18 protein-coding genes are annotated in these 20,361 nt (G+C 55.3%); 13 read left to right on the top strand and 5 right to left on the bottom strand.

Annotation, left to right across the window (positions count from 1 at the left end; translation table 11 throughout):
- Positions 1 to 56: 56 nt before the first annotated feature.
- The 5 genes from leuD to leuL all read right to left on the bottom strand — a co-directional run bounded on the left by leuD (position 57) and on the right by leuL (position 4,910).
- Positions 57 to 662, bottom strand: a complete 606-nt coding sequence (gene leuD, locus GN242_RS17705) for a 3-isopropylmalate dehydratase small subunit (protein ID WP_154752689.1) — start codon at positions 660 to 662, stop codon at positions 57 to 59.
- Between the two features lie 9 nt (positions 663 to 671).
- Positions 672 to 2,069, bottom strand: coding sequence for a 3-isopropylmalate dehydratase large subunit (leuC, locus tag GN242_RS17700; protein ID WP_154752688.1), 1,398 nt, complete (start codon positions 2,067 to 2,069; stop codon positions 672 to 674).
- A gap of 4 nt (positions 2,070 to 2,073) precedes the next feature.
- A complete protein-coding gene (leuB, locus tag GN242_RS17695) occupies positions 2,074 to 3,162 on the bottom strand; it encodes a 3-isopropylmalate dehydrogenase (protein ID WP_156287930.1) in 1,089 nt (362 codons plus the stop codon).
- A 1-nt stretch (position 3,163) separates the two neighbouring features.
- Positions 3,164 to 4,732: a 2-isopropylmalate synthase gene (leuA, locus tag GN242_RS17690; protein WP_154752686.1), complete on the bottom strand. Its 1,569-nt coding sequence runs from the start codon at positions 4,730 to 4,732 to the stop codon at positions 3,164 to 3,166.
- Positions 4,733 to 4,826: 94 nt separating this feature from the next.
- Positions 4,827 to 4,910, bottom strand: a complete 84-nt coding sequence (leuL, locus tag GN242_RS21945) for a leu operon leader peptide (RefSeq protein WP_374189542.1) — start codon at positions 4,908 to 4,910, stop codon at positions 4,827 to 4,829.
- A gap of 474 nt (positions 4,911 to 5,384) precedes the next feature.
- Here leuL and ilvI point away from each other — a divergent pair, with 474 nt between their 5' ends.
- The 13 genes from ilvI (at position 5,385) to murG (ending at position 20,336) form a co-directional block, all read left to right on the top strand.
- Complete coding sequence (gene ilvI / locus GN242_RS17680) at positions 5,385 to 7,109, top strand: acetolactate synthase 3 large subunit (protein ID WP_154752684.1); 1,725 nt, start codon at positions 5,385 to 5,387, stop codon at positions 7,107 to 7,109.
- A 2-nt stretch (positions 7,110 to 7,111) separates the two neighbouring features.
- The gene (gene ilvN, locus GN242_RS17675) at positions 7,112 to 7,603 is read left to right on the top strand and encodes an acetolactate synthase small subunit (protein WP_154752683.1); all 492 of its coding nucleotides are present in this window, start codon (positions 7,112 to 7,114) and stop codon (positions 7,601 to 7,603) included.
- 208 nt (positions 7,604 to 7,811) lie between these two features.
- The gene (gene cra / locus GN242_RS17670) at positions 7,812 to 8,822 is read left to right on the top strand and encodes a catabolite repressor/activator (protein ID WP_156287929.1); all 1,011 of its coding nucleotides are present in this window, start codon (positions 7,812 to 7,814) and stop codon (positions 8,820 to 8,822) included.
- 515 nt (positions 8,823 to 9,337) lie between these two features.
- Complete coding sequence (gene mraZ, locus GN242_RS17665; protein ID WP_154752682.1) at positions 9,338 to 9,796, top strand: division/cell wall cluster transcriptional repressor MraZ; 459 nt, start codon at positions 9,338 to 9,340, stop codon at positions 9,794 to 9,796.
- Positions 9,797 to 9,798: 2 nt separating this feature from the next.
- The gene (gene rsmH / locus GN242_RS17660) at positions 9,799 to 10,740 is read left to right on the top strand and encodes a 16S rRNA (cytosine(1402)-N(4))-methyltransferase RsmH (RefSeq protein WP_154752681.1); all 942 of its coding nucleotides are present in this window, start codon (positions 9,799 to 9,801) and stop codon (positions 10,738 to 10,740) included.
- Positions 10,737 to 11,057 (top strand): cell division protein FtsL, encoded by a 321-nt coding sequence (ftsL, locus tag GN242_RS17655; RefSeq protein WP_154752680.1) that lies wholly within the window; start codon positions 10,737 to 10,739, stop codon positions 11,055 to 11,057. The genes rsmH and ftsL overlap by 4 nt, the downstream gene beginning before the upstream one ends.
- Positions 11,058 to 11,072: 15 nt before the next feature.
- Positions 11,073 to 12,839, top strand: coding sequence for a peptidoglycan DD-transpeptidase PBP3 (gene ftsI / locus GN242_RS17650; protein WP_154752679.1), 1,767 nt, complete (start codon positions 11,073 to 11,075; stop codon positions 12,837 to 12,839).
- Complete coding sequence (murE, locus tag GN242_RS17645) at positions 12,826 to 14,313, top strand: UDP-N-acetylmuramoyl-L-alanyl-D-glutamate--2,6-diaminopimelate ligase (RefSeq protein WP_156287928.1); 1,488 nt, start codon at positions 12,826 to 12,828, stop codon at positions 14,311 to 14,313. Before ftsI ends, murE begins: the two co-directional genes overlap by 14 nt.
- The gene (gene murF, locus GN242_RS17640; protein WP_154752678.1) at positions 14,310 to 15,671 is read left to right on the top strand and encodes a UDP-N-acetylmuramoyl-tripeptide--D-alanyl-D-alanine ligase; all 1,362 of its coding nucleotides are present in this window, start codon (positions 14,310 to 14,312) and stop codon (positions 15,669 to 15,671) included. The genes murE and murF overlap by 4 nt, the downstream gene beginning before the upstream one ends.
- Positions 15,665 to 16,747 (top strand): phospho-N-acetylmuramoyl-pentapeptide-transferase, encoded by a 1,083-nt coding sequence (gene mraY / locus GN242_RS17635; protein ID WP_154752677.1) that lies wholly within the window; start codon positions 15,665 to 15,667, stop codon positions 16,745 to 16,747. Before murF ends, mraY begins: the two co-directional genes overlap by 7 nt.
- A 2-nt stretch (positions 16,748 to 16,749) precedes the next feature.
- Entirely contained in the window at positions 16,750 to 18,066 is a 1,317-nt protein-coding gene (gene murD / locus GN242_RS17630) for a UDP-N-acetylmuramoyl-L-alanine--D-glutamate ligase (protein WP_154752676.1), read from the top strand.
- Positions 18,066 to 19,274 (top strand): cell division protein FtsW, encoded by a 1,209-nt coding sequence (gene ftsW, locus GN242_RS17625; RefSeq protein ID WP_156287927.1) that lies wholly within the window; start codon positions 18,066 to 18,068, stop codon positions 19,272 to 19,274. Before murD ends, ftsW begins: the two co-directional genes overlap by 1 nt.
- Positions 19,275 to 19,277: 3 nt before the next feature.
- Positions 19,278 to 20,336 carry an undecaprenyldiphospho-muramoylpentapeptide beta-N-acetylglucosaminyltransferase gene (gene murG / locus GN242_RS17620; RefSeq protein ID WP_154752674.1) on the top strand — a complete coding sequence of 353 codons (1,059 nt, stop codon included), beginning with the start codon at positions 19,278 to 19,280 and terminating at the stop codon, positions 20,334 to 20,336.
- Positions 20,337 to 20,361 lie beyond the last annotated feature (25 nt).

Genomic DNA, 20,361 nt, shown 5'->3' with positions numbered 1-20,361 from the left:
TGGCGGGGCATGAAAGGGTCAGGTATGCCTGACCCCTACGGGGGTGGTGGCAGGTATTAGCGTAAAAATGCTGGCTGTTTCTGCTCGTACGCGCTGATGTCAGCCTCGTGCTGCAAGGTCAGGCCAATAGCATCCAGCCCGTTAATCAGGCAGTGGCGACGGAAGCTATCAATCTCAAAGGGATAAATTTTCTCACCGGCCAGCACCTGCTGATTTTCCAGGTCGACGGTAAAATGCATACCCGGCTGTGCGGCCACCTGCTGGAACAGCTCATCCACCTGCGCTTCACTCAGGGTTACCAGTAGCAGCTGGTTATTGAACGAGTTGTTGGCAAAGATATCGGCAAAGCCGGAGCCGATAATTGCCTGTATACCGTAGTCGGTCAGCGCCCACGGAGCATGCTCCCGTGAGGAGCCGCAGCCAAAGTTTTCCCGCGTCAGCATAATGCTGGCACCGCTGAACTCGGGTTTATTCAGGACAAATTCCGGGTTGGCAATCTGCCCTTCGGCGTCGGTGTAGCGCCAGTCATAAAACAGGTTGCGGCCGAATCCGGTGCGCGTGACCATCTGCAAAAACTGCTTGGGGATAATCGCATCGGTATCGACGTTCGCCGCGTCCAGCGGCACCACGATGCCGCTGTGTTGAGTAAATTTCTTCGCCATAACAGCTCCTTAAATCAGCTCGCGGATATCAGCAAAGTGACCGGCTACCGCTGCGGCGGCGGCCATTGCCGGGCTGACCAGATGGGTACGGCCGCCGCGACCCTGGCGACCTTCAAAGTTACGGTTGCTGGTGGAGGCACAGCGCTCTCCCGGGCTGAGACGATCGTTATTCATCGCCAGACACATTGAGCAGCCCGGCAGGCGCCACTCAAAGCCTGCATCGAGAAAGATCTTATCCAGCCCTTCCGCTTCGGCCTGTGCTTTGACCGGGCCAGAACCGGGCACCACGTAACCCTGCACGCCCTGAGCAATCTTATGCCCTTTGACCACCGCCGCCGCTGCGCGTAAATCTTCAATGCGCGAGTTGGTGCAGGAGCCGATAAACACTTTATCTACCGGCACGTCGGTAAGGCGAATGCCGGGTTTCAGATCCATATAGGCCAGCGCTTTTTCGGCGGAGGCCCGCTCTACCGGATCGCTGAAGGAGGCCGGATCGGGGATCGGATCGCTGACCGCAATCACCTGGCCGGGGTTCGTGCCCCAGGTGACCTGTGGCGCAATATCTGCCGCGTTGAGCGTCACAACTTTATCAAAGTGCGCCCCCTCATCGGTTTTCAGCGTGCGCCAGTAGTCAACCGCCTGCTGCCAGAGCGCCTCTTTTGGCGCAAAACGGCGGCCGTTTACATAGTTAAAGGTGGTGTCGTCCGGCGCAATCAGCCCGGCCTTAGCGCCGAGTTCGATGGCCATATTGCACAGCGTCATACGCCCTTCCATGCTCAACGCTTCTACGGCTTCACCGCAAAACTCCACCACATGGCCGTTGCCGCCGCCGCTGCCGGTTTTACCGATGATGGCCAGCGCGATATCTTTTGCTGTAATACCCGGAGCAGTCTGCCCGCGTACCTCAACCTTCATCGTTTTGGCCCGCGCCTGCTTCAGCGTCTGCGTTGCCAGCACATGTTCCACTTCTGAGGTGCCAATACCAAAGGCCAGTGCACCGAGCGCGCCGTGGGTGGAGGTGTGGGAATCGCCGCAGACGATAGTCATCCCCGGCAGCGATAATCCCTGTTCCGGCCCCATCACATGCACAATGCCCTGGAACTGGTGACTGAGGTCAAACAGCTGCACGCCGAAAGCTTCACAGTTCTTGATCAGCGCCGACATCTGGATACGGGCCATCTCGCCGCTGGCGTTAATATCGCGCGACTGGGTGGAGACGTTGTGATCCATGGTGGCAAAGGTTTTTGACGGCTGACGCACCGGACGACCGTGAGCGCGCAGGCCGTCAAAGGCCTGCGCTGATGTCACCTCATGGACGAGGTGACGATCGATATAGATCAGCGGCGTTTCATTCGGTGCTTCGTGCACGACATGCGCATCAAACAGCTTCTCGTACAGTGTTTTCATATTGTTATGCTTCGCGAATAAACCGGGCAATGATGCTGCCCATTTCATCGGTGCCGATCGACTTACCGCTGCCCGCCAGATCGCCCGTTCGGTAACCCTCGGCCAGCGCCCGGTTGATGGCCTGCTCAATCGCATCGGCGGCATCCGCCGCATCCAGGCTGTAGCGCAGCAACAGGGCCAGCGACAGGATCTGCGCTATCGGGTTGGCGATATTCTTGCCAGCGATATCCGGGGCAGAGCCGCCCGCCGGTTCGAACAGACCAAAGCCTTTCTCGTTAAGGCTGGCCGATGGCAGCATGCCCATGGAGCCGGTGATCATCGCGCACTCATCTGAGAGGATGTCACCAAACAGGTTAGAGCAGAGCATCACGTCGAACTGTGACGGATCCTTGATCAGCTGCATGGTAGCGTTGTCGATATACATATGAGTTAACGCCACGTCCGGGTAATCCTGCGCCACTTCAGTGACGATCTGACGCCATAGAATTGAGGATTGCAGCACGTTGGCTTTATCAATGGAGGTGACTTTATTACTGCGTTTACGCGCTGATTCAAAGGCGATACGCGCGATACGTTCGATCTCAAAACGGTGATACACCTCGGTATCAAAGGCGCGTTCATGCATTCCGCTGCCTTCACGGCCTTTCGGCTGGCCGAAATAGATTCCGCCGGTCAGTTCGCGCACCACCAGGATATCAAACCCACGGTCGGCAATATCGCGGCGCAGCGGGCAGAAATCTTCCAGCCCTTTATACAGACTGGCCGGACGCAGGTTGCTGAACAGCTGGAAATGTTTACGCAGCGGCAGCAAGGCTCCACGCTCAGGTTGTTCCGTTGGTGGAAGGTGTTCCCATTTTGGGCCACCGACGGAACCGAACAGGATAGCGTCGGCCTGCTCGCACCCTTTCACGGTTGCTTCAGGCAGCGGTACGCCCTGGCGGTCAATGGCAATACCACCAACATCATATTCGCTGGTGGAGATCCGCAGATTAAAACGCTGGCGAATAGCATCCAGTACTTTGCTGGCCTGGGTCATGACTTCCGGGCCGATGCCATCACCGGGTAACACTGCAATATGATAAGTGCGAGACATGTTATACGGCTTCCTTTTGGTCTTTGTTCTGAGATTTACGCTGCAATTCCTGTTCAACCTGACGGGCGCGCCAGATCGTATTTAATGCGTTAACCATCGCCATCGCGGATGATTCGACGATATCCGTCGCCAGGCCAATGCCGTGGAATTTGCGGCCGTTGTACTGCACCACGATATCCACCTGACCCAGCGCATCTTTACCGTGACCTTTAGCGGTCAGCTGATAGTTGATCAGCTCAGTGTCGAAGCTGGTGATTCGGTTAATTGCCTGGTAGATGGCATCCACCGGGCCGTTCCCGGTCGCGGCTTCGGTTTTCTGCTCGCCGCCGCAGCCCAGCTGCACGGTAGCGGTGGCAATGACGGTAGAGCCGGACTGCACATTAAAGGTATCCAGCTTGAAGTATTCTGGCTCTTCCGACTGCTTGTTAATAAATGCCAGCGCTTCCAGGTCGTAATCGAACACCTGGCCTTTCTTATCTGCCAGCGCTTTAAAGGCGTCGTACAGCGTGTCCATGTTGTATTCGGTTTCGGTGTAACCCATCTCTTCCATGCGGTGCTTCACGGCAGCGCGCCCGGAACGGGAGGTCAGATTCAGCTGAACCTGTTTCAGGCCGATGGACTCCGGCGTCAGGATTTCGTAGTTCTCACGGTTTTTCAGCACGCCGTCCTGATGGATACCGGAAGAGTGGGCGAAGGCGTTGGAACCGATAATGGCTTTGTGAGCCGGGATCGGCATATTGCAGATTTTGCTGACGGTCTGGCAGGTACGGTAAATCTCCTGATGATTAATCCGCGTCTGAACATTCATCAGCTGGCCGCGGGTTTTAATCGCCATAATCACTTCTTCCAGCGCACAGTTACCGGCGCGCTCGCCCAGACCGTTCATGGCACCTTCAACCTGACGGGCACCGGCGTTAACCGCTGCCAGCGCATTGCCCACCGCCATTCCCAGGTCATCATGGGTATGAACAGACAGGATAGCTTTATCGATGTTCGGCACGCGCTCGCGCAGGGCGCTGAAGATATTGGCGTACTCGTACGGCAGCGTATAGCCGACGGTGTCAGGAATGTTGATGGTGGTTGCACCTGCATTGATAGCGGCTTCCACTACGCGGCACAGGTCATCAATCGGGGTACGGCCGCCGTCCTCGCAGGAGAACTCCACGTCATCGGTATAGTTACGAGCACGTTTCACCATTTTAACTGCGCGCTCAATCACTTCTGGCAGAGTGCTGCGCAGTTTGGTGGCGATATGCATAGGCGAGGTGGCGAGGAAGGTGTGGATACGGTAGGCATCTGCCACGCGCAGCGCTTCATAGGCTGCGTCGATATCTTTTTCTACACAGCGTGCCAGGCCACACACCCGGCTATTCTTGATTTGACGCGCGATGGTCTGCACGGATTCAAAATCACCAGGAGACGATACCGGAAAACCGACCTCCATCACATCAACGCCCATACGTTCGAGTGCCAGGGCAATTTGCAGTTTTTCTTTCACACTCAGGCTGGCCTGTAATGCCTGCTCGCCATCGCGCAGTGTGGTATCGAAAATAATGACTTGGTCGCTCATGGAATAGATCCTTGTCTGGTTTACGTCGCCTGCCGCTACGAGCAAAAAAAAACCCGCGCATCGGCGCGGGTTTCTTAGGTTTTACAGGCCTGAATCAGTGATTGATTCCGCCCACAAGTCTACCGCGCAAAGGGGATGCGTTTAGTAGTAGAACGAGTAGGCGATTAGAACGAATCATTAACTCAAACCTCATTAATTCTGTAAGTGACTTTATTGATACCTGATAAATGCCGGGGCTGTCAACCTTCAATAACAATCCCCAGAACATGGGAAATATTTGTCCAACCGCGCATTAAAGGCCGCTGGGTTTTAATAACAAAACGATCACAATGTATATTCTGTCGCCACAGTATATTCCGCTTTTAGAACGGTAAACAGACAGTGTATTCCTCGACGGCAAGTGCCGGGGAGCAGAGCCTTAATTAGCCATTTCCGCACGTGTCGTATGGTTTGCCGTTTGCCTGCTAACTTTTCTACGGTTATGGTATTTGCCATCACCTCAAAAAACTGGGGCTTCGCCCTGTACCTGGATTTTGGAAATGACTTCCACTATCTGAGCATAAAAAAAACAGGTTTTGACCTTATCTGCCGCCAGGCGTACTCACGCTCTCCGCAACAGATAAATCACCACCTTAAAAGCCTGGAGGCAAAAATGGAGATGTTGTCAGGAGCCGAGATGGTAGTCCGATCGTTAATCGATCAGGGCGTAAAACATGTATTCGGCTATCCCGGAGGAGCAGTCCTCGATATTTACGACGCTCTGCAAACCGTTGGCGGTGTGGATCACATCCTCGTCCGTCATGAGCAGGGTGCCGTGCATATGGCCGATGGCTATGCGCGTGCCACCGGTGATGTCGGCGTCGTGCTGGTCACATCAGGCCCTGGCGCGACCAATGCCATTACCGGTATTGCTACCGCCTATATGGATTCAATTCCGATGGTAGTGCTCTCTGGTCAGGTGATGTCATCGCTGATCGGTTACGACGCTTTCCAGGAGTGCGACATGGTGGGTATTTCCCGCCCGGTGGTCAAACATAGCTTTATGGTGAAGCGGGTGGAAGATATCCCGACCATTATGAAGAAAGCCTTCTGGCTGGCGGCCAGTGGTCGTCCTGGCCCGGTGGTGGTTGACCTGCCAAAAGATATGATGAGCCCGGCCAACAAGCTGCCGTATGTCTGGCCTGATGAGGTCAGCATGCGCTCCTACAGCCCGACCACGCAGGGCCACAAAGGCCAGATTAAACGCGCGTTGCAGACGCTGCTGGCGGCGAAAAAACCGGTTATCTATGCGGGCGGTGGCGTAATTAATGCAGCCTGTCATGATGAGTTACGTGAGCTGGCCGAAAAGCTGAATATTCCGGTAACCACCTCGCTGATGGGCCTGGGCGCTTTCCCTGGCACTCACCGTCAGTGCGTAGGCATGCTGGGTATGCATGGTACCTATGAAGCCAACATGACGATGCACAATTCTGACGTGATCTTCGCGGTGGGTGTGCGTTTCGATGACCGGACCACTAACAACCTGGCAAAATATTGCCCGAATGCCACCGTGCTGCATATCGATATTGACCCAACGTCGATTTCGAAAACCGTGGCAGCGGATGTGCCGATCGTCGGTGATGCAAAACTGGTGCTGCAACAGATGCTGGAGATTCTGGCGCAGAGCGATGCGCAGCAGGATTATGACAGCGTACGCGACTGGTGGCAGAGCATCGATCAGTGGCGTTCACGTAAGTGCCTGGAGTTCGACCGCACCAGCGATAAAATCAAGCCGCAGGCGGTTATCGAAACCATTTGCCGCCTGACCAATGGAGATGCCTATGTAACCTCTGACGTGGGTCAGCATCAGATGTTTGCAGCGCTCTATTATCAGTTTGATAAACCACGCCGCTGGATCAACTCCGGTGGGCTGGGCACTATGGGCTTCGGCCTGCCTGCTGCGCTGGGCGTGAAGCTGGCACTGCCGCAGGAGACCGTGGTCTGTGTCACCGGTGACGGGAGTATTCAGATGAATATTCAGGAGCTGTCGACGGCGTTGCAGTATGGCATTCCGGTGCTGGTGCTGAACCTTAACAACCGTTTCCTCGGTATGGTGAAGCAGTGGCAGGATATGATTTATTCCGGTCGTCACTCACAGTCTTATATGGAGTCACTGCCTGATTTTGTTCGTCTTGCAGAGGCTTACGGTCATGTGGGTATTTCGATTAATCGCCCGGACGAGCTGGAGTCGAAGCTGGCTGAAGCGCTCGAACATCTGGGCCGCGAACGCCTGGTGTTTGTTGATGTGAACGTAGACGGCACGGAACACGTTTACCCGATGCATATTCGTGGTGGCGGTATGGACGAAATGTGGTTGAGCAAAACGGAGAGGACATAATTATGCGTCGTGTATTATCGGTTCTGCTGGAAAATGAATCCGGCGCATTGTCCCGCGTGGTGGGTCTCTTCTCCCAGCGTGGCTACAACATTGAAAGCCTGACCGTGGCTCCAACGGATGATCCAACGCTGTCGCGCATGACTATTCAGACGGTGGGTGATGCAAAAGTTCTGGAGCAGATCGAGAAGCAGTTGCACAAGCTGGTCGATGTGCTGCGCGTCAGTGAGCTGGGACAGGGTGCATTTGTTGAGCGTGAGATCATGCTGGTGAAAATTCAGGCCAGCGGCTACGGACGTGAAGAAGTTAAGCGCTGCGCTGATATTTTCCGTGGTCAGATTGTCGATGTGACGCCATCGCTTTACACGGTTCAGCTTGCTGGCACCAGCGACAAGCTGGATGCCTTCCTCAGCGCTGTGCGTGAAGTTGCGGAAATTGTTGAAGTTGCGCGTTCAGGAATCGTCGGTGTAGCGCGCGGCGAACGTATTATGCGCTGATTATTTACCAGGCGAATCTCACAATTAAAGTGCGATGCGAATATGGCTGCACTTTACAGTGTGAAGCGGATTAAGCTAACCCGGCGTAATGCCGGGTTTTTTTATTTTTGTCATAAAGCTTCAGCCGCTGATGAAAAGCGGTTGCTCGCTCAACTATTCTGGGGTTAGATGTTACAAATACTAATCCATAGCGAAGTGTGGGGTTATTGTGAAACTGGATGAAATTGCGCGCCTGGCGGGTGTTTCGCGCACGACTGCCAGCTACGTCATTAATGGCAAGGCAAAGCAGTATCGTGTCAGCGATAAAACCGTTGAGAAAGTTATGGCGGTGGTGCGCGAGCATAATTACCACCCGAACGCGGTGGCGGCAGGGTTACGCGCCGGACGCACACGTTCGATAGGACTGGTTATTCCTGACCTGGAAAATACCAGTTATACAAGAATTGCTAACTATCTGGAACGTCAGGCGCGCCAGCGTGGCTACCAGTTGCTGATCGCCTGCTCTGAAGATCAGCCTGATAACGAAATGCGCTGCGTTGAGCATCTGCTGCAACGCCAGGTTGATGCAATTATCGTCTCCACATCACTGCCTCCGGAGCATCCTTTCTATCAGCGCTGGATTAACGATCCGCTGCCTATCATTGCGCTGGATCGGGCGCTGGATCGTGAACACTTTACCAGCGTGGTCGGTGCCGATCAGGATGATGCCGAAGCATTAGGTGCTGAACTGCGCAAGCTGCCAGCAAAATCTGTGCTGTTCCTGGGGGCATTGCCGGAACTCTCCGTCAGTTTCCTGCGTGAACTCGGCTTCCGCGATGCGTGGAAGGGGGATGAACGTCCCATAGACTTTATCTATGCCAACAGTTTTGAACGCAGCGCAGCAGCACTATTGTTTGAAAAATACCTGGAAACTCATGATATGCCCGAGGCGCTGTTTACCACATCTTTCGGGTTGTTGCAGGGCGTGATGGACGTGACATTACGCCGTGAGGGTCGGCTGCCGCAGGATTTAGCCATCGCTACCTTTGGCGATCATGAACTGCTCGATTTCCTCGACTGCCCGGTGCTGGCTGTGGGCCAGCGTCATCGTGATGTTGCAGAGCGTGTGCTGGAGCTGGTGCTCGCAAGCCTTGATGAACCGCGTAAACCAAAACCGGGCCTGACGCGAATTCGGCGAAACCTTTATCGGCGCGGGCGTTTAAACCGCAAATCTAACTAAGTTATTAAGGCAGCGCAGGCTGCCTTTTTCATATCCTTATGGCGGTGTGGGCACAATTTAGCCACTGTCTTCGATTTACATAAGGTAACTAAAAGTAAATGGTTCGGCTGAATGTCAGTATTCGATTATAAAGCCTGACGTTTATATATACTCAGAGCGCACTCTTGCTGGCGGTGCCAGCGCCATAGCAGTGTTGTGCTGGGAATATTTTAAGAAATAACTTAAAATGCCGCCCATGTCGCAAAGCGGGCAGCTTATTTTAAGCGACAAGAAAGTGGTATGTTTTTGAGCAGTTGCCAAACTCGCGAGAATTTCCTGCCATTATTCATTAGTTTAATTTTAAATCCCCGCTTCAGGTGGTTTGTTTTTAACTTCACCGCGTTATATCTCCCAAAGAAATAATGCCGATCCGCTATTACTGCGGCTTGACAATGTTTTCCTCCGCTCCGTACACTCTTTTGGTGGGAATTTGTGGAGTTAAGTGGTGATTTTGGGTGAAAGGGGGTGAGACTGGCATGTTCCGTGGAGCAACGTTAGTCAATCTCGACAGCAAAGGCCGGCTTGCCGTGCCAACGCGGTACCGCGAAACGCTGATCGGGGAATCACAAGGCCATATGGTTTGTACCATTGACCTTCACCAGCCATGCCTGTTGCTTTACACCCTGCCCGAATGGGAAGTAATTGAACAAAAATTGTCGCGTTTATCCAGCATGAACCCGGCAGAGCGCCGAGTACAGCGCCTGCTTTTGGGGCACGCCAGTGAATGTCAGATGGATAATGCAGGCCGTTTACTGTTGGCGAATACCCTTCGACAGCATGCGAGCCTGACCAAAGAAGTGATGCTGGTTGGGCAGTTCAACAAGTTTGAGCTGTGGGATGAACAGACCTGGTATCAACAAGTCAAGGAAGATATTGACGCAGAGCAGTCCTCTCAAGAACCTTTGTCTGAGCGGTTGCAGGATTTGTCGTTATAGCTATGCAGGATAATTTTAAACACACCACAGTACTGTTAGACGAGGCGGTAAACGGCCTCAATATTCACTCTGACGGTATCTATATTGATGGCACCTTTGGGCGCGGTGGACACTCACGCCTGATCCTCTCCCAGCTGGGTGAGCAGGGACGTTTGTATGCCATTGATCGCGATCCACAGGCGATCAAAGCCGCTGCTGAGATCACCGACCCACGTTTCAGCATCATCCATGGCCCTTTTTCTGCGCTGGCAGAATATGTCGAGGAGCGCGGGCTGACCGGAAAAATTAACGGGATCCTGTTGGATCTCGGCGTCTCGTCACCGCAGCTGGACGATGCCGAACGCGGCTTCTCATTTATGCGCGACGGGCCGCTGGATATGCGTATGGATCCAACGCGCGGCCAGTCAGCAGCGGAATGGCTGCTGAAAGCGGAAGAAACCGACATTGTCTTTGTGCTGAAGACGTTCGGTGAAGAGCGCTTTGCTAAACGTATTGCGCGCGCCATCGTCGAACGTAACCGCGAACAGCCAATGACCCGCACTAAAGAGCTGGCTGACGTGATTTATAACGCCACTCCGGTGAAAGACAAGTTTAAACATCCGGCGACGCGCAGCTTCCAGGCGATTCGTATCTGGGTGAACAGTGAGCTGGAAGAGATTGAGCTGGCGCTGAAGGGGGCACTGAGTGCGCTGGCACCGGGTGGTCGTCTGTCGGTGATCAGTTTCCACTCGCTGGAAGACCGAATTGTGAAGCGTTTTATGCGTGAACAGAGCCGTGGTCCTCAGGTGCCGCACGGTATTCCGATGACTGAGGCGCAGTTGAACAGCCTTGGTGGCCGCCGCCTGAAAGCGTTAGGCAAAATGATGCCAGGCGAGACTGAAGTCGGCGACAACCCGCGTGCGCGTAGTTCAGTGTTGCGTATTGCGGAGCGTACTGAGGCATGATCGGCAACGAACGCCACAGCCTGCCGGGTGTGATCGGTGGTGACCTGCTGCGACACGGCAAAATCCCACTGATCCTGCTGATTGCATCGCTGGTTTCAGCGGTGCTGGTGGTCACTACGGCGCATAAAACGCGTCTGCTGACCGCCCAGCGCGAACAGTTAGTGCTGGAGCGTGATGCCCTCGATATTGAGTGGCGCAACCTGATCCTTGAAGAGAATGCACTGGGCGATCATAGCCGGGTGGAGCGCACCGCAACGGAGAAACTACAGATGCAGCATGTTGATCCTTCGCAGGAAAATATTGTGGTACAGCAATAAGGACTCACGGACTCAATGAGAGCCGCAACCAAGACACCGAAGTCGAAACGTCCGGACGATCAGGCCAGCTTTGTAAGCTGGCGTTTTGCGTTGCTGTGTTGCTGTATTTTTCTGGCGCTGGCAGGGCTGCTGCTGCGGGTCGCTTATTTACAGGTGATTAACCCCGATCGCCTGGTGCGGGAAGGCGATATGCGCTCGCTGCGCGTACAGGCGATTCCTACGTCGCGCGGTATGATCAGTGACCGTGCGGGGCGTCCGCTGGCGGTCAGCGTTCCGGTCAACGCTATCTGGGCCGATCCGAAAGAGCTGCACGATAAGGGCGGTATTACCCTCGATAGCCGCTGGAAAGCTCTGTCGGATGCACTCTCCATTCCTCTCGACCAGCTGGCGGCCCGCGTTAATGCCAATCCGAATGGTCGTTTTGTCTATCTCGCCCGTCAGGTCAATCCCGCCATTGGCGACTACATCAAAAAACTCAAGCTGCCGGGCATCTTTCTGCGCCAGGAGTCACGCCGCTATTATCCTGCCGGGCAGGTTACCTCCCATCTGATTGGTTTCACCAATATCGACGGCCAGGGTATTGAAGGCGTTGAAAAGAGCTTTGATAAGTGGCTGACCGGCCAGCCGGGCGAACGTACGGTACGTAAAGACCGCTTTGGCCGCGTAATAGAAGATATCTCTTCGGTGGACAGCCAGGCAGCACATAACCTCGCATTGAGCATCGATGAGCGTCTGCAAGCGCAGGTTTATCGCGAGCTGAATAACGCCGTGGCATTCAACAAAGCTGAGTCCGGTACAGCGGTACTGGTGGATGTGAATACCGGTGAAGTTCTGGCCATGGCTAACAGCCCGGCCTACAACCCAAACAACCTCGCTGGCACCACTAAAGATGTCATGCGTAACCGCGCTATCACCGATATTTTTGAGCCGGGTTCAACCGTCAAACCGATGGTGGTAATGACCGCGCTGCAACGTGGTGTGGTGCGCGAAGGCAGCGTGCTGAACACGGTGCCTTACAGGATTAACGGTCACGAAATCAAAGACGTGGCGCGTTACAGCGAGTTGACCCTGACCGGGGTACTACAGAAGTCGTCTAACGTCGGTGTTTCCCGACTGGCGTTAGCGATGCCGTCCAATGCGTTAGTAGATACTTACTCTCGTTTTGGCTTCGGCAAAGCGACCAATTTGGGGTTGGTCGGAGAAAGCAGTGGCTTATATCCTCAAAAACAACGGTGGTCTGACATAGAGAGGGCCACCTTCTCTTTCGGCTATGGGCTAATGGTAACACCGTTACAGTTAGCGCGAGTCTACGCAACTATGGGCAGCTACGGCATTTATCGCCCTCTGTCGATTACCAAAGTTGACCCGCCGGTGGCGGGTCAACGCGTTTTCCCGGAATCGCAGGTTCGTACCGTACTGCATATGATGGAAAGCGTTGCCCTGCCGGGTGGCGGTGGGGTGAAAGCCGCCATCAAGGGCTACCGGATAGCGATTAAAACAGGTACGGCGAAGAAAGTCGGCCCGGACGGTAAATACGTCAACAAATACATTGCTTATACCGCTGGTGTGGCACCAGCAAGCAACCCTCGTTTTGCACTGGTGGTGGTTATTAACGACCCGCAGGCAGGCAAATATTACGGTGGCGCGGTATCCGCGCCGGTGTTTGGCGCCATCATGGGCGGCGTACTGCGCACCATGAACGTTGAACCTGATGCGTTACCCACCAGTGACAAGAGCGAGATGGTAACTAACAAGAGTGAGGGATCGAGTGACCGATCGTAATTTGCGCGACTTACTGGCCCCATGGGTGCCGGGCGCACCGGAACTCCCACTGCGTGAGATGACGCTGGATAGCCGTATTGCGGCATCTGGTGACCTGTTTGTGGCTATTAAAGGCCACGCAGCTGATGGCCGCCGTTTTATTCCCCAGGCGATTGCCCAGGGCGTGACGGCAGTGATTGCTGAAGCTGAAGGCGAAGCGGAAGACGGACAAATTGTTCAGATGCACGGTGTGCCGGTGATCTACCTGGCGCAGCTTTCTCAGCGTCTGTCGGCGCTGGCCGGGCGTTTTTATCAGCAGCCAGGTGAGAAACTGAAGCTGATTGGCGTCACCGGCACTAACGGAAAAACCACCATCACTCAGCTGCTGGCGCAATGGGCACAGCTGCTGGGCGAAACCGGTGCCGTAATGGGCACCGTTGGTAACGGCGTCTATGGTCAGCTGGCTCCGGCAGAGAACACCACAGGTTCGGCGGTAGATGTTCAGCATCTGCTGGCGTCACTGGTCAACAAGGGCGCAACGCTGGCGGCGATGGAAGTCTCTTCGCACGGTCTGGTGCAGCACCGCGTTGCAGCTCTGCCGTTTGCTGCCGCAGCCTTTACTAATCTCAGCCGCGACCACCTCGATTATCACGGCGACATGGCGCGCTATGAAGCCGCAAAATGGCTGCTGTTCTCCGAGCATCAGGTGGGGCAGGCAATTATTAATGCCGATGATGAAGTGGGACGCCGCTGGCTGGAAAGACTGCCGGACGCCGTTGCCGTCACCATGGAAAACAATTTACAGCCGGGCTGCCGTGGGCGCTGGCTGAAAGCGACCGACGTCAACTATCACGATGGTGGCGCGTTAGTGCGCTTTGAGTCCAGCTGGGGGAACGGTGAAATTGAAAGCCGCCTGATGGGGGCATTTAACGTCAGCAACCTGCTGGTGGCGCTGGCGACATTGCTGTCTCTGGATTATCCACTGGCTGAACTTATCGCTACCGGCGACAGGCTGCTGCCGGTCACCGGGCGTATGGAAGTGTTCAGTGCGCCAGGTAAACCAACGGTGGTGGTGGATTATGCCCACACCCCGGACGCGCTGGAAAAAGCTCTGGCTGCGGCGCGCCTGCACTGTAAAGGCCAGCTGTGGTGTCTGTTTGGTTGCGGCGGCGATCGTGACAAGGGTAAACGCCCGCTGATGGGGGCAATTGCCGAACAGTTTGCCGACGTGGTGGTAATTACCGACGACAATCCGCGCAGTGAGGATCCGGCAGCGATTGTTACCGATATTCTCAGCGGGCTGCTGGATGCGGGCCGTGCGCGCGTAGTGATGGGGCGTGCGCAAGCGGTCACTAACGCGGTAATGCAGGCGCAGGAAGGCGACATTGTGCTGGTTGCGGGCAAAGGCCATGAAGATTATCAGATTATTGGCAATCAGCGGTTTGACTACTCCGATCGCATTACCGTGGCACGTCTGCTGGGGGTATTAGCATGATCGCTTTCACGCTACAGCAGCTGGCCGAAATCACCGGCGGTACGCTGTATGGCGGCGACCTGTCAATTGATGCGGTCACTACGGATACCCGTAAAGTCAGCGCAGGTTGTCTGTTCATCGCTCTCAAAGGCGAGCGTTTTGATGCACATGAGTTTGTTGCTGATGCGCTCACTTCCGGTGCGCTTGCATTATTAGTGAGTAAGCACTTACCTGTGGCCGTACCCCAGGTGGTGGTCGCTGACACCCGTATTGCGCTCGGTCAGCTGGCTGGCTGGGTGCGTCAGCAATCCGGTGCACGAGTGGTGGCGCTGACCGGTTCTTCCGGTAAGACATCGGTAAAAGAGATGACCGCCGCTATCCTGCGTGAATGCGGTGAGACGCTGTATACCGCCGGTAACCTGAATAATGATATCGGCGTGCCCCTGACGCTGCTGCGTCTGACGAAAGAGCACCAGTATGCAGTAATAGAACTGGGAGCTAACCATCAGGGCGAAATCGCTTACACCACCGAACTGACCCGCCCGGAGACGGCACTGGTAAATAACCTTGCTGCCGCGCATCTGGAAGGCTTTGGATCGCTGGCGGGCGTGGCGAAAGCCAAAGGTGAAATTTTTAACGGTCTGCCGCTGCATGGTACTGCCATTATCAACAGCGACAGCAACGACTGGCCGCACTGGCAGCAGGCCCTGCACGGTAAAACCGTCTGGCGCTTCTCGCCAGAGCAACAGGCCGACAGTGACTTTTATGCCACAGACGTGAGCTTCAGTACTCGCGGAACGCATTTTACCCTGCATACGCCACGAGGTGAGGCCGCTGTGATGCTGCCGCTGCCGGGGCGTCACAATATTGCTAACGCACTGGCGGCTACTGCGCTGGCGCTATCAGTTGATGCGCCACTGAGTGCCGTACAGCATGGGTTGAGTACGCTGAAAGCCGTTCCGGGGCGTCTGTTTCCGGTGGTGCTCAGTGCGGACAAGCTGCTGCTGGACGACAGCTACAATGCCAACGTCGGCTCGATGACTGCCGCCGCACAGGTGCTGGCTGAAATGCCAGGCTATCGCGTGATGATTGTTGGGGATATGGGCGAGCTGGGAGCAGAAGCCGCCGAGTGCCACCGTCAGGTAGGCGCAGCTATTCACGCCGCAGGCATCGACAAAGTATTAAGCGTGGGCTCACTCAGCCAGGGTATCTCGGATGCCAGCGGCGTGGGCGAGCACTTCCTTGATAAGGCGACACTCAGCGCACGTGCGCTGGAGCTGCTGTCACAACATCAACAGATTACCGTATTGATTAAAGGTTCACGCAGCTCTGCGATGGAGCAGGTCGTGCAAACCTTACAGGAGAAAGGCGCATGTTAGTCTGGCTGGCCGAGCATCTGGTCACATTTTATTCCGGCTTTAACGTCTTTTCGTATCTGACGTTTCGCGCCATTGTCAGCCTGCTGACCGCGCTGTTTATCTCACTGTGGATGGGGCCGCGTATGATCGCCCGCTTGCAGGAAATGTCATTTGGTCAGGTTGTGCGTAACGACGGCCCGGAATCGCATTTCAGCAAGCGTGGAACGCCAACGATGGGGGGGATTATGATCCTCACATCCATCACCATTTCGGTGCTGCTGTGGGCCTATCCATCCAATCCGTATGTCTGGTGTGTGCTGTTCGTTCTGCTGGGTTATGGTGCCGTCGGCTTTGTTGATGACTATCGCAAAGTGGTGCGCAAAGACACTAAAGGCCTGATTGCCCGCTGGAAGTACTTCTGGCAGTCGGTAATCGCGCTGGGTGCGGCGTTTGTCATGTATATGATTGGCAAAGATACCCCGGCTACTGAGCTGGTGGTGCCGTTCTTCAAAGACGTGATGCCACAGCTGGGTCTGCTCTATCTGCTGCTGGCTTACTTTGTCATTGTCGGCACCAGTAATGCCGTCAACCTGACCGATGGCCTTGATGGCCTGGCGATTATGCCAACGGTGTTTGTCGCTGCCGGTTTTGCGCTGGTTGCCTGGGCTACAGGTAACGTTAAGTTCGCTGAATATCTGCATATTCCGTATCTGCGCCATGCCGGTGAGCTGGTGATTGTCTGTACCGCGATTGTCGGTGCGGGCTTAGGGTTCCTGTGGTTTAACACTTACCCGGCGCAGGTCTTTATGGGTGACGTTGGTTCTCTGGCGCTGGGCGGCGCTTTGGGAACTATCGCTGTGCTGCTGCGCCAGGAGTTCCTGCTGGTCATTATGGGCGGTGTGTTTGTAGTTGAAACTCTGTCGGTAATTCTCCAGGTCGGGTCGTTCAAACTGCGCGGACAGCGTATTTTCCGCATGGCACCGATCCACCACCACTATGAGTTGAAGGGCTGGCCAGAACCACGCGTGATTGTGCGTTTCTGGATCATTTCGCTGATGCTGGTGCTGATTGGCCTGGCAACACTGAAGGTGCGTTAATTATGGCTGACTATCAGGGTAAAAAAGTGGTCATTATCGGGTTGGGTCTGACGGGCCTCTCCTGTGTTGATTTCTTCGTCGCGCGCGGTGTGACACCACGCGTGATGGATACCCGTGTCGTGCCGCCGGGGCTGGAAAAGCTGCCGGAAAACGTCGAGCGCTGGCTGGGATCGTTAAATGACGACTGGCTGCAAAGCGCCGATCTGATTGTAGCCAGCCCGGGGATGGCGCTGGCTCATCCGTCACTGATTGAAGCGGCTGATGCGGGCGTAGAGATTGTTGGTGATATCGAGCTGTTCTGCCGTGAAGCGCAGGCGCCGATTGTCGCCATTACCGGCTCGAACGGTAAAAGCACGGTCACCACTCTGGTGGGCGAAATGGCGAAAGCCGCAGGCTGGCAGGTGGGCGTGGGCGGCAATATCGGCCTGCCAGCGCTGATGCTGCTGGAACAGCCTGCGCAGCTGTATGTACTGGAGTTATCCAGTTTCCAGCTGGAAACCACCCACAGCCTCAAGGCTGCTGCGGCGACGATCCTCAACGTTACTGAGGATCATATGGATCGCTATCCGTTCGGAATGCAGCAATATCGTGCCGCCAAGCTGCGCGTCTATGAAAACGCCGCCGTTTGTGTGGTGAATGCCGACGATGCGATGACCATGCCGGTGCGCGGTGCCGACAAACGCTGCGTCAGTTTTGGCGTTGACGTTGGCGACTATCACCTTAATCACCAGCAGGGCAGCGTCTGGCTGCGGGTGAAAGGCGAGAAAGTTCTGAATACCGACGAAATGCACCTGGTCGGTCAGCATAACTATACCAACGCGCTGGCCGCACTGGCATTGGCCGATGCCGTTGGCCTGCCCCGTGCCACCAGTCTGAAAGCATTAACCACCTTTGGTGGGCTGCCGCACCGTTTCCAGCTGGTACATGAGCACAACGGTGTGCGCTGGATTAATGACTCAAAAGCAACCAATGTCGGCAGTACCGAGGCGGCGCTGAATGGTTTACAGGTGCAGGGAACGTTATGGCTGCTGCTCGGCGGTGATGGGAAGTCGGCTGACTTCAGCTCACTGACCCGTTATTTACAGGGTGAGCGGATCCGTACTTACTGCTTTGGCCGTGACGGTGCGGCCCTGGCGGCCCTGCGCCCTGATATTGCCGTACAGACGCAAACCATGGCTGAAGCGGTGCAGCAGATTGCATCCCGCGTACAGCCAGGGGATCTGGTGCTGCTGTCACCTGCCTGCGCCAGCCTCGATCAGTTTAAAAACTTTGAGCAACGCGGCGATCAGTTTGCTCTGCTGGCGCGGGAGGTCGACTGATGCGTTTTCCAGGTCTGAGCCTGGCCGGTGGCCTGTCCGATAAATTGAAATCATGGGTGATGGGGTCGCGTGAAAGTGACACCAACTCCATTGTGCTGTATGACCGCACTCTGCTGTGGCTGACTTTTGGTCTGGCAATTATTGGCTTTGTGATGGTTACCTCCGCATCGATGCCGGTAGGTCAGCGCCTGAACGATGATCCGTTCTATTTTGCCAAGCGTGATGCTTTCTATCTGGCGCTGGCGCTGGGGATGTCGCTGGTCACCCTGCGTGTGCCAATGGATTTCTGGCAGCGCTACAGCAACATTATGCTGCTGGGGTCGGTGGTGATGCTGCTGATAGTGCTGGTGGTGGGTAGCTCGGTAAACGGTGCCTCGCGCTGGATTGCTCTCGGGCCGCTGCGTATTCAGCCTGCGGAATTATCCAAGCTGACGCTGTTCTGCTACCTCGCCAGCTACCTGGTACGCAAGGTTGAGGAAGTGCGAAATAACTTCTGGGGCTTCTGTAAGCCGATGGGCGTGATGGTGGTGCTGGCAGTATTGCTGCTGGCGCAGCCTGACCTCGGTACGGTGGTCGTGCTGTTTGTCACCACGCTGGCAATGCTGTTCCTGGCGGGGGCAAAACTGTGGCAGTTCCTGGCGATTATCGGCTCCGGAATTTTTGCCGTATGTCTGCTGATTGTGGCCGAACCTTATCGTATGCGCCGCGTCACTTCTTTCTGGAATCCATGGGAAGATCCCTTCGGTAGCGGTTACCAGTTAACCCAATCGTTAATGGCTTTTGGTCGCGGAGAATTTTGGGGACAGGGCCTGGGAAATTCAGTGCAAAAACTGGAGTATTTACCCGAAGCGCATACTGACTTCATCTTCTCGATTATCGGTGAAGAACTGGGTTATATCGGTGTGGTTTTAGCCCTGTTAATGGTATTCTTCGTCGCTTTTCGCGCGATGTCCATCGGGCGGCGCGCTTTAGAACTCGATCAGCGTTTTTCCGGCTTTCTAGCCTGTTCTATTGGTGTCTGGTTCAGTTTCCAGGCGCTGGTTAACGTCGGAGCTGCGGCAGGCATGTTGCCCACAAAGGGCCTGACCTTGCCGCTGATCAGTTACGGTGGTTCCAGTCTGATTATAATGTCGACCGCCATCGTGTTCTTATTACGTATAGATTATGAAACGCGTCTGGCAAAAGCGCAGGCGTTTAGCAGAGGATAGTCGATGAGTGGAAAGCGACTGATGGTGATGGCTGGCGGAACTGGCGGGCATGTTTTCCCCGGGCTGGCGGTAGCACACCATCTGATGGCACAGGGCTGGCAGGTGCGCTGGCTGGGTACCGCTGACCGTATGGAAGCGGATTTAGTGCCGAAGCATGGTATCGACATTGATTTTATTCGCATCAGCGGACTGCGCGGTAAAGGTATTAAAGCGCTGTTAGCAGCGCCACTGCGTATCTTTAACGCCTGGCGCCAGGCGCGGGCCATTATGAAGGCCTGGAAGCCGGATGTGGTGCTGGGTATGGGCGGTTATGTTTCCGGTCCTGGCGGCCTGGCGGCCTGGAGTTGCGGTATCCCGGTGGTGCTGCACGAACAAAATGGTATTGCCGGTTTAACCAACAAGTGGCTGGCAAAGATCGCGACAAAAGTGATGCAGGCGTTTCCCGGTGCCTTCCCCAATGCGGAAGTCGTGGGTAACCCGGTGCGTACGGATGTACTGGCTCTGCCCCTGCCAGCGGCGCGTTTAGCCGGACGAGAAGGCCCGACACGTATACTGGTGATTGGCGGCAGTCAGGGTGCGCGCGTACTTAACCAGACGATGCCGCAGGTAGCTGAATTGATGGGTGACAACATCATCCTGTGGCACCAGGTAGGCAAGGGTGCTCTTGATGCGGTTAATCAACATTATCACCGGGTGAACCAGACGCAGCATCGGGTGTCGGAGTTTATCGACGATATGGCCAGCGCCTACGCGTGGGCAGATGTTGTGGTGTGTCGTTCCGGTGCGCTGACCGTCAGTGAAATTGCAGCCGCAGGTTTACCGGCGATTTTTGTACCGTTTCAGCACAAAGATCGTCAGCAGTACTGGAATGCCCTGCCGCTGGAGCAGGCCGGAGCTGCCAAGATTTACGAGCAGCCGCAGTTTACCCCTGAAGTGGTGGCGGCAACGCTGACACGCTGGGATCGTAAAACGTTGTTGCAGATGGCTGAAAAAGCCCGCGCGGTGGCGATTCCGGACGCAACTGAGCGCGTTGCTGCTGAAGTAAGCAAAGCGGCAAAATGATATTGCAGGGACAGGGCAGGGCATA

The organism is Erwinia sorbitola, from assembly GCF_009738185.1.
Lineage (GTDB): Bacteria > Pseudomonadota > Gammaproteobacteria > Enterobacterales > Enterobacteriaceae > Erwinia > Erwinia sorbitola.
The sequence above is the reverse complement of the archived record's forward strand: the minus strand, read 5'-3'. Positions and strand labels throughout refer to the sequence as shown.

Excerpts from the sequence above, each read along its gene's own strand:
- ftsW (WP_156287927.1), top strand. The coding sequence starts at position 18,066 with ATGCGTTTTCCAGGTCTGAGCCTGGCCGGTGGCCTGTCCGATAAATTG.
- leuC (WP_154752688.1), bottom strand. The coding sequence starts at position 2,069 with ATGAAAACACTGTACGAGAAGCTGTTTGATGCGCATGTCGTGCACGAA.
- ilvI (WP_154752684.1), top strand. The coding sequence starts at position 5,385 with ATGGAGATGTTGTCAGGAGCCGAGATGGTAGTCCGATCGTTAATCGAT.
- leuD (WP_154752689.1), bottom strand. The coding sequence starts at position 662 with ATGGCGAAGAAATTTACTCAACACAGCGGCATCGTGGTGCCGCTGGAC.
- leuB (WP_156287930.1), bottom strand. The coding sequence starts at position 3,162 with ATGTCTCGCACTTATCATATTGCAGTGTTACCCGGTGATGGCATCGGC.
- mraZ (WP_154752682.1), top strand. The coding sequence starts at position 9,338 with ATGTTCCGTGGAGCAACGTTAGTCAATCTCGACAGCAAAGGCCGGCTT.
- leuA (WP_154752686.1), bottom strand. The coding sequence starts at position 4,732 with ATGAGCGACCAAGTCATTATTTTCGATACCACACTGCGCGATGGCGAG.
- leuL (WP_374189542.1), bottom strand. The coding sequence starts at position 4,910 with ATGATTCGTTCTAATCGCCTACTCGTTCTACTACTAAACGCATCCCCT.
- murD (WP_154752676.1), top strand. The coding sequence starts at position 16,750 with ATGGCTGACTATCAGGGTAAAAAAGTGGTCATTATCGGGTTGGGTCTG.
- murF (WP_154752678.1), top strand. The coding sequence starts at position 14,310 with ATGATCGCTTTCACGCTACAGCAGCTGGCCGAAATCACCGGCGGTACG.
- murG (WP_154752674.1), top strand. The coding sequence starts at position 19,278 with ATGAGTGGAAAGCGACTGATGGTGATGGCTGGCGGAACTGGCGGGCAT.
- ftsL (WP_154752680.1), top strand. The coding sequence starts at position 10,737 with ATGATCGGCAACGAACGCCACAGCCTGCCGGGTGTGATCGGTGGTGAC.
- ilvN (WP_154752683.1), top strand. The coding sequence starts at position 7,112 with ATGCGTCGTGTATTATCGGTTCTGCTGGAAAATGAATCCGGCGCATTG.
- ftsI (WP_154752679.1), top strand. The coding sequence starts at position 11,073 with ATGAGAGCCGCAACCAAGACACCGAAGTCGAAACGTCCGGACGATCAG.
- rsmH (WP_154752681.1), top strand. The coding sequence starts at position 9,799 with ATGCAGGATAATTTTAAACACACCACAGTACTGTTAGACGAGGCGGTA.
- mraY (WP_154752677.1), top strand. The coding sequence starts at position 15,665 with ATGTTAGTCTGGCTGGCCGAGCATCTGGTCACATTTTATTCCGGCTTT.